Raw genomic sequence first — 8370 nt, forward strand, 5'->3', positions numbered from 1 at the left:
CCGGCCGAGCGCCGGGGCCACCCCTCGTCCGTACCGGGCTACTTGATCTGCTTCATGCAGAGCACGTAGTCCAGGGCCGGGAAGCTCGGGTGCTTGCTGGTGTACCAGCTGTCCGACTTCGGCTGTTTCTCGCAGGACTTCTCGTCGGAGGTGGCGAGGTACTTGTAGACGACCTTGTACTGCGCCTTGGCGTCGGTGCAGGGCACCACGGTGATCTTCGGGTGGGTGTCGTTGGTCTGGTTGGTGCCGTTCGCGTTGTACAGGCAGTCGCCGACCCCGGCCGCGTCCACCTTGCTGTCCGAGTCGGTCGGGGTGCTGACCGGCGGGAGGGTGAGCGTCGGCGCCGGCAGCGTGTAGGTCGGCGAGGGGATGACCGGCGGCGGCGTGGGCGAGAGGGTCAGCCGGGTCGGGGTCGGCGTCGGGTCGGCGGCCGGGTCGGTCTTCCCGGGGCCGAGCACGCCGGTGGCGGCCAGGGTCACCGCGGCCACCAGCGAGACCGGCACCAGCAGCATCGCGATGTGCGGCCGGCTGGTCAGCGGGACGCCCGGGTTCAGCTGCGGGCCGTGGCTGCCCGGGACGGGCGGCTGCAGCCGCTTGAACTTGTTGTGCGGGCCGAGGTTCAGCAGCAGCGTGATCGGGGTCAGCAGCCAGGACACCAGGCTCCACCAGCCCTGGACCAGCGTCCGGGCCGACATGTCGCGCACCGTCGCCGTTCCGCAGGTGCGGCAGAACGGGCCGGTCATCCGCAGCATCCGGTAGGCGATGATCAGGCCCTGGTGGCCGCGGACGGTGGCGTTGACCGCGGGGTAGCCGCCGCAGAACCGGCAGGTGGTCCCGTCCATCGGGGGCGGCGGCGGGTACCCGTAGCCGTAACCGCCCGGCGGGGGCTGGACGCCGTACGGCTGCTCGGGCGGCGGCGGCGCGCTCGGGTAGCCGTACCCGGGCGGCGGCGGCGGGGGCGGCGGCGGGGCGCCGTAGGAACCGCCGGAGGCGTACGGGTTGCCGTCGCCCGGTGGCGGGCCGTACGGCATCTGGGGCGGAGGCGGAACGGACAAGGGGTCCCCCGGGAAAGGAAGAGCGGAAGAGTTCAGGACTTCTTCACCGGCGGGACGCCGGTGGTGGCGGGCGCCAGCGGGCCGAGGCAGAGCACGTACCGCTTCTTGTTCCAGCGGCGGCCGCTCTTGCCCGAGACGGCGGTCGTGGTCTGCGGCGTCTGCTGGCAGCGGGTCACGTCCGTGGTGCCCTCGAACTTCGACAGCACCCGGTAATTCGCTTTGGTGTCAGTGCACTTGACGATCTCGACGTCTCGGGAGCCGCTGGCGTGCACACAGTCGCCGGCCTTGGCGCTGCTGACGCTCGGCCCGGCCACGAAGTAGCCCACCGCCAGCGCCAGGCAGCCGCCGACCACCCCGACGATCCGCAGCTTGGAGCGGATGCCGCGCTTGGCGGCCGGCGCGGGCTGCACCGGCGGCGCGGGCTGCGGGTAGCCGTACGGCCCGGGGGGCGGCTGCTGCCCGTACGGCCCGGGGGCCGGCTGCCCGTACGGCTGCTGCCCGTACGGCGGTTGGCCGTTCGGCTGCTGCCCGTAGGCGGGCGGCGGGCCGAAGCCGGGCGGGGGCGGCGGCGCGGGCTGTCCGTAGGCCGGCGGCGGCCCGTACGGCGCGGCCGGCGGGGGGACGGGTGCCCCGTACGGCGGTGCTGCGGGCCGGCCCACCGGGGCCGACGAGGGCGGCCCGTACGGATTGGGCGGTGTGCTCATCAGTTCGTCCCCCGAGACAGAGTTCTGTCGCTACGACAGGTTCGAGTACCTTAGCGAGTCGGTCGGACGCCGTCGGCCCCGAGCCCCGCGGGTTTCCAGGAGGCCTGGTCAGCGGGGGAGGGGACTCCGGCGGGCGGAGCGCAGGTAGAGGACCGCCGTCAGCGCGTATACCCCGGCGACCCCGAGCACCACCGCGACCGAGCGGCCGGACAGCGGCAGCACCAGCGCGGTGACCAGGGCGGCGGCCACGAAGGCGACGTTGAACAGCACGTCGTAGATGGCGAAGACCCGGCCGCGGTACTCGTCCTCGACCGACTCCTGGACCGCCGTGTCGGCGCAGATCTTGGTGCCCTGGGTGACCACCCCGAGCAGCAGGGCGGCGAGCAGGCAGGGCACCAGGGTGAAGCTCAGGCCCAGCGCCGGGACGAAGACCACCGGGGCGACCAGGCAGGCCGTCATCCACCCGGCCAGGCCCAGCCGGCGGGTGCACCAGGGGCTGACCAGCGCGGCGACGAAGAACCCGGCGGCGGACAGGCCGACCGCCTGGCCGAGGGTGACCAGCCCGGCCGCGCTGTCGGTCGGGTCGTTGAAGGTGTACCGGGCGAGCATCACCACCACCACGATCAGCACGCCGTAGCAGAACCGGGCCGCGGTGACGGCGGCCAGCGCGTGCACGGCGGGCCGGCAGTCCCGGACCAGGTGGCGCACCGCGGCGCCGAGTTCGACGGCGGCCCGGACCAGCGCCTGGCCGAGCCCCGGGCGGTCCCGGTGCTGCTCCGGGCCGAGCAGGTCGCGGTCCATCCGCCGGGCGGCCAGCGCGGCCGACAGGTAGAGCAGCGCGGCCACCGTGACCAGGGCGGCGTCGGCCTTCGGCCCGGGGGCCATCAGCTGGTGGAGCGCGAAGCCGATGCCCCCGCCGGAGGCGGCGGCGACCGTCCCGAGGGTGGGGGAGAGGGCGTTGGCGGTGACCAGCTGGTCCTGCTCCACCACCCGGGGCAGGGCGGCGGACAGGCCGGCCAGGATGAACCGGTTGAGCGCGGTGACCAGCAGGGCCGAGGCGAAGAACAGCCAGGTCGGGGCCTGTGCCAGCAGCAGCGCGCCGGTGCCCAGGCCCAGTCCGAAGCGGGCCAGGTTGCCGAAGTAGAGCACCTGGCGGCGGCGCCAGCGGTCCAGCAGCACACCGGCGAACGGGCCGATCACCGAGAACGGCAGCAGCATCACGGCCAGCACCGAGGCGATGTCGGCGGGGGAGGACTGCTTCTCGGGGGAGAAGACCACGTACGCGGCGAGCGAGACCTGGAAGACGCCGTCCGAGAGCTGGGAGAGCACCCGGGCGGTCAGCAGCCGCCGGAAGTCGCGGCCCTTCATCAGGTCGAGGAGCGTGGCGCGGTGCGCGGACTGGTGGGTGCTGCCGTTCTCGGTGATCGCCACCCGCCCAGAGTGCCATGGAACCGGCCGCTGTTTCACGTGAAACATTGGCCGCGAGAACGTGAAGGGCCCGCGATCCGGAGACCACGGGCCCTTCCTGCGAGCTGGCGGCGCTCAGCGCTCAGAGCCCAAGGCTCAGCGCTCGGCGTCCGACAGTCGCGAACTTCGCTGTGCTCAGCGCTCAGCGCTCAACAGTCGCGAACTTCGCTGCGCTCAGCGCTCGACCTCGCCGCGGATGAACTTCTCGACGTTCTCGCGGGCCTCGTCGTCGAAGTACTGCACCGGCGGGGACTTCATGAAGTACGAGGAGGCCGACAGGATCGGGCCGCCGATGCCGCGGTCCTTGGCGATCTTCGCGGCGCGCACGGCGTCGATGATGACACCGGCGGAGTTCGGGGAGTCCCAGACCTCGAGCTTGTACTCCAGGTTCAGCGGGACGTCGCCGAACGCGCGACCCTCGAGGCGGACGTACGCCCACTTGCGGTCGTCCAGCCAGGCCACGTAGTCCGAGGGGCCGATGTGGACGTTCTTGGCGCCCAGCTCGCGGTCGCGGATCTGCGAGGTGACGGCCTGGGTCTTGGAGATCTTCTTGGACTCCAGGCGCTCGCGCTCGAGCATGTTCTTGAAGTCCATGTTGCCGCCGACGTTCAGCTGCATGGTGCGCTCGAGGATGACACCGCGGTCCTCGAACAGCTTGGCCATCACACGGTGCGTGATGGTCGCGCCGACCTGGGACTTGATGTCGTCACCGACGATCGGCACGCCGGCCTCGGTGAACTTGTCCGCCCACTCCTTGGTGCCCGCGATGAACACCGGCAGGGCGTTCACGAAGGCGACCTTGGCGTCGATGGCGCACTGGGCGTAGAACTTGGCCGCGTCCTCGGAACCGACGGGCAGGTAGCAGACGAGGACGTCGACCTGCTGGTCCTTGAGGACCTGGACGACGTCGACCGGCGCCTCGTCCGACTCCTCGATGGTCTCCAGGTAGTACTTGCCCAGGCCGTCGAGGGTGTGGCCGCGCTGGACGGTCACGCCGGTCGGCGGCACGTCGCAGATCTTGATGGTGTTGTTCTCGCTGTTGCCGATGGCGTCGGCCAGGTCGAAGCCGACCTTCTTGGCGTCGACGTCGAAGGCGGCGACGAACTCCACGTCGCGGACGTGGTACTCACCGAACTGGACGTGCATCAGCCCGGGGACCTTGCCGGCCGGGTCGGCGTCCTTGTAGTACTCGACACCCTGCACCAGCGACGCGGCGCAGTTGCCCACGCCCACGATGGCTACGCGAACCGAACCCATTCCGGTTGCTCCCTGTGATCTCATGAGGCCCGCCGGGGTAGGCGGAACTCGTCCTGCTTCTTCGATGACTGCGTGCACGGGCGCGAGGCGCCCATTCCTGCCGCGCGGCACAGGGCTGGCGCGGTGTCAGCGCTCCTGGGCGGAGCGCCCCGGGCGGTCGTACGGTGGCCCGGACGGGTCCGGGGACCCGGTCTCCTGGCCACGGCCGTCCGAAGTCTTGCGGGGTCCGGCGGCGCTGCCGCCGGCGTCGGGGCCGGTCTTTCCGGTGCGGTTGGACCGCTCGGTCTCGATCAGCTCGTTGAGCCAGCGGACCTCGCGCTCCACCGACTCCAGTCCGTGCCGCTGGAGTTCGACGGTGTAGTCGTCGAACCGCTCGCGGGCGCGGGCCAGCGAGTTGCGCATCCGCTCCAGCCGCTCCTCCAGCCGGCTGCGGCGCCCCTCCAGGACGCGCATCCGCACGGCCCGGTCGGTCTGGCCGAAGAAGGCGAAGTGCACGCCGAAGTGCTCGTCCTCCCAGGCGTCCGGGCCGGAGTCGGCGAGCAGCTCCTCGAAGCGCTGCTTCCCCTCGGCGGAGAGCCGGTAGACGATCTTGGACCGCTTGCCGTTGAGCGCGGTGGCCGGGACGTACTCGACGTCGGGGTTGTCCTCGACCAGGAAGCCCTGGGCGACCAGGCTCTTCAGGCAGGGGTAGAGCGTCCCGTAGGAGAGCGCCCGGAACGTCCCGAGCAGGATGTTCAGCCGCTTGCGCAGCTCGTAGCCGTGCATCGGGGCGTCGTGGAGCAGCCCGAGGACGGCGAACTCCAGCACTCCTGAGCGCCTGCCCACTGTCGCCGCCCTCCTCCCGCTCGGTGTCCGATCGGCCGCTGCATCCGGCGGTATACCGCTTCGATGTATCGGCTCGATATATCGAGAACAGTAAACCCGACCCCCGGAACGGGCAAGAGGGACGCGCGTGAATGTGATCACAAGCCGACGCGCGGCTGGTGTTGGCAACGGGCTTGTAATGATCTGTTGCCGTTTTGCGGGCATTGGCAACTGATGTCCGATTAGTTGTATATCCGTGCTGCGTACGCTGTCGCGTGTGCACGAGGACCACCTCCGGGATCAGGGCGGTTGGCGGGCATCGGACGTGAACCCTGCCTTCAGGCTGGAAACGCCTGGCGAGGAGTGGCTGGAAGATGAGCGAGCGACGGCGAAGGACGCCCAACCCGGGCGGTGAGGGGCAGCAGCCCCCGGGAGGCGGTGGCCGTCAGGGCGAGGGGCCGGGACCCGACGAGCTGCGCTCGGACGGCGCCGGTCGGCGACGCCCCTCGGGGGTCAGGGAGACCGCACAGCAGCCCCGGATGACCCGTGCGGAGATGCGCAAGGCCGCCCAGAAGAAGGGCGCCAAGGGGGGTGGCCGGCGCGGTGACGCCGCGGCCGCCTCCGCCGCCGCGGCCGCCGGCCCCGGCAAGAAGCGCTTCATCGACTACCCGCGGTTCGGCAAGACCGGCGTCCGGCGCTGGCTGCCGTCCTGGAAGCAGTGGCTGAGCGCCTTCGTCCTGGTCTTCGGCTGCTTCGTGGGCCTGGTGTTCTACCTGTACCAGACCACCGAGGTCCCCAAGCTGAACGATCTGGTCAAGGACCAGAACACGATCTACTACTGGGCCGACAACACGGAGATGACCCGCAAGGGCCAGACCAACCGTCAGATCGTCGAGCTCAAGGACATCAGTCCGCACCTCCAGGACGCCGTCATCGCCGCGGAGAACAAGAGCTTCAAGACCGACAGCGGCATCGACCCCAAGGGCATGCTCCGCGCGGTCTGGAACATGGCGAAGGGCGGTGAGACCCAGGGCGCCTCGACGATCACCCAGCAGTACGTGAAGAACGCCTACCTGAGCCAGGAGCAGACCCTCAGCCGCAAGGTGAGGGAGTTCTTCATCACGCTGAAGATCAACCAGGAGAAGGAGAAGCCGGAGATCCTCACCGGCTACCTGAACACCAGCTGGTTCGGCCGCGGTGCGAACGGTGCCCAGGCGGCCGCCCAGGCGTACTACGGGGTGGACGCCAAGGACCTCAACGTCTGTCAGAGCGCCATGCTGGCCGGTCTGCTCAAGGGTGCGGCGTACTACGACCCCACCAACCCGGCCAACAAGGACCGGGCCCAGGGCCGGTGGAACTGGATCCTGGACCAGATGGTGGACACCAAGGCCATCACCCCGGAGGAGCGCGCCAAGTGCACCGCGTTCCCGGACCCGATCACGCAGAAGCCCAACTCCAACATGAACGGTGAGATCAGCTACCTGGTCGACACCGCCAACAAGTACGTGATGGCCACCGACAAGACGATCACCCAGCAGATGATCGACCGGGGCGGCCTGAAGATCTACACCACCTTCGAGAAGGACAAGGTCGACGCGCTGAAGAGCGCCGTCGACGCCGTCAAGGCGGAGAACCTCAACCCGCAGAAGCGGCCGGACAACGACACCAACATCCAGTTCGGCTCCGCCAGCATCCGCCCCGGCGACGGCGCGATCGTCGCCCTCTACGGCGGCGACGGCGTGGAGAACGGCCACTTCGACAACAACGCCGACGCCACCGGCGTCCAGGTCGGCTCGACCTTCAAGCCCTTCGTGCTGGCCACCGCGATGCAGACCGGCGTGCAGACCGCGAAGGACGACAAGGGCAAGCCGAAGCGGATCAACGCCGACAGCCGCTACCTGGCCGACGACATGTCCGAGATCCGCAAGGCGGACGGCTCGCTGGTGATCGGCGACGACGGCAAGCCCTACCGGCAGAAGAACGAGGACGCCGGCAAGCGCGGCTACGTCTCGCTGCGGATGGCCATGCAGTACTCGTACAACGTGCCCTTCGTCCAGCTGAACCAGGACGTCGGCGGCCAGAACGTGGCCGACATCGCGGTGCAGATGGGCATCAAGAAGGAGAGCCTCGCCGACCCGAAGACGGCGACCTTCCCGCTCGGCACCTCCACCATCAGCCCGATCCGGATGGCCACCGCCTACGGCACCCTGGCGGCCAGCGGCAAGGAGGCCGAGCCGTACTCGGTCACCAAGGTCGAGGTGAGCGGCGTGGAGCGGCCGGGCTTCGGCAAGAAGGAGCCCAAGGTCGCGCTGGAGCCGGCCGTCGCCGACAACGTCACCGACACGCTGGTGAACGTGGCGGTGAACGGTACCGGTAAGAAGACGAAGGACCTGGGCCGCCCGGTGGCCGGCAAGACCGGTACCACCGACCAGAACAAGTCGGCCTGGTGGGTCGGCTACACCCCGCAGCTGGCGACCAGCGTCGCGATGTGGCGCGAGGACCCGACCAAGCACGAGCGGCAGTCGCTCAACGGCACCGGCGGCAAGGAGTCCATCCACGGTGGTGACATCCCGACCGATGTCTTCACCCGGTACATGAAGGCCGCACTGGCCAACGAGAAGAAGATGGACTTCCCGACCCCGCAGCCGGTCGGCACCGAGGTCGACTCCTCCGGCGCGCCGTCCACGGCCAGCGCGGCGGCGACCCCGACCACGACCGACAGCCCGACGGCCCCGCCGGCCGCCCAGACGCAGGCGCCGCAGCCGCCCGTGCAGCCGCAGCCCACCCAGACCTGCGTGCCCGGCGTGGACTGCCCCGGCGACCAGCCGACCCCCTCGCACACCAGGCCGAACCCGGGCAACAGCTGCCTGCCGGTGATCGGCTGCCAGACGCAGCCGCCGGGACCGACGGACACCACGCCGCCGGGCGGCGGCAACGGTGGCGGTGGCGGACGCCCGACCGGCGGCGGCAAGCCGACGCCGAGCAGCACGGGCGGTCTCCAGGGCGGCGGGGCGGCCGGGCAGTAGCCCCGGCCGGGCGGAACCCGGAACCCGGAACCACGGCGGTGCGGTCCTCCTCGGAGG

Annotated in this window: 6 protein-coding genes; 1 reads left to right on the forward strand and 5 read right to left on the reverse strand. The window is 70.5% G+C overall.

Annotated features, from left to right (window positions below; all coding sequences use genetic code 11):
* Window positions 1-38: 38 nt before the first annotated feature.
* The 5 genes from ACFU7Z_RS30925 to ACFU7Z_RS30945 all read right to left on the reverse strand — a co-directional run bounded on the left by ACFU7Z_RS30925 (window position 39) and on the right by ACFU7Z_RS30945 (window position 5308).
* Window positions 39-1055 (reverse strand): hypothetical protein, encoded by a 1017-nt coding sequence (locus ACFU7Z_RS30925; RefSeq protein ID WP_143204515.1) that lies wholly within the window; start codon window positions 1053-1055, stop codon window positions 39-41.
* A gap of 32 nt (window positions 1056-1087) precedes the next feature.
* Window positions 1088-1759, reverse strand: coding sequence for a hypothetical protein (locus tag ACFU7Z_RS30930; protein ID WP_380781120.1), 672 nt, complete (start codon window positions 1757-1759; stop codon window positions 1088-1090).
* Window positions 1760-1867: 108 nt separating this feature from the next.
* Entirely contained in the window at window positions 1868-3190 is a 1323-nt protein-coding gene (locus ACFU7Z_RS30935) for an MFS transporter (RefSeq protein ID WP_369808287.1), read from the reverse strand.
* A gap of 210 nt (window positions 3191-3400) precedes the next feature.
* Window positions 3401-4483, reverse strand: a complete 1083-nt coding sequence (locus tag ACFU7Z_RS30940) for an inositol-3-phosphate synthase (protein WP_049651119.1) — start codon at window positions 4481-4483, stop codon at window positions 3401-3403.
* Between the two features lie 126 nt (window positions 4484-4609).
* On the reverse strand, window positions 4610-5308 hold the full coding sequence (locus ACFU7Z_RS30945) for a PadR family transcriptional regulator (RefSeq protein ID WP_049651118.1): 699 nt from the start codon (window positions 5306-5308) through the stop codon (window positions 4610-4612).
* Window positions 5309-5826: 518 nt separating this feature from the next.
* Here ACFU7Z_RS30945 and ACFU7Z_RS30950 point away from each other — a divergent pair.
* Window positions 5827-8313 (forward strand): transglycosylase domain-containing protein, encoded by a 2487-nt coding sequence (locus ACFU7Z_RS30950; protein ID WP_380781122.1) that lies wholly within the window; start codon window positions 5827-5829, stop codon window positions 8311-8313.
* Window positions 8314-8370: the final 57 nt, after the last annotated feature.

The sequence above is a fragment of the Kitasatospora sp. NPDC057518 genome, assembly GCF_042802075.1.
Lineage (GTDB): Bacteria > Actinomycetota > Actinomycetes > Streptomycetales > Streptomycetaceae > Kitasatospora.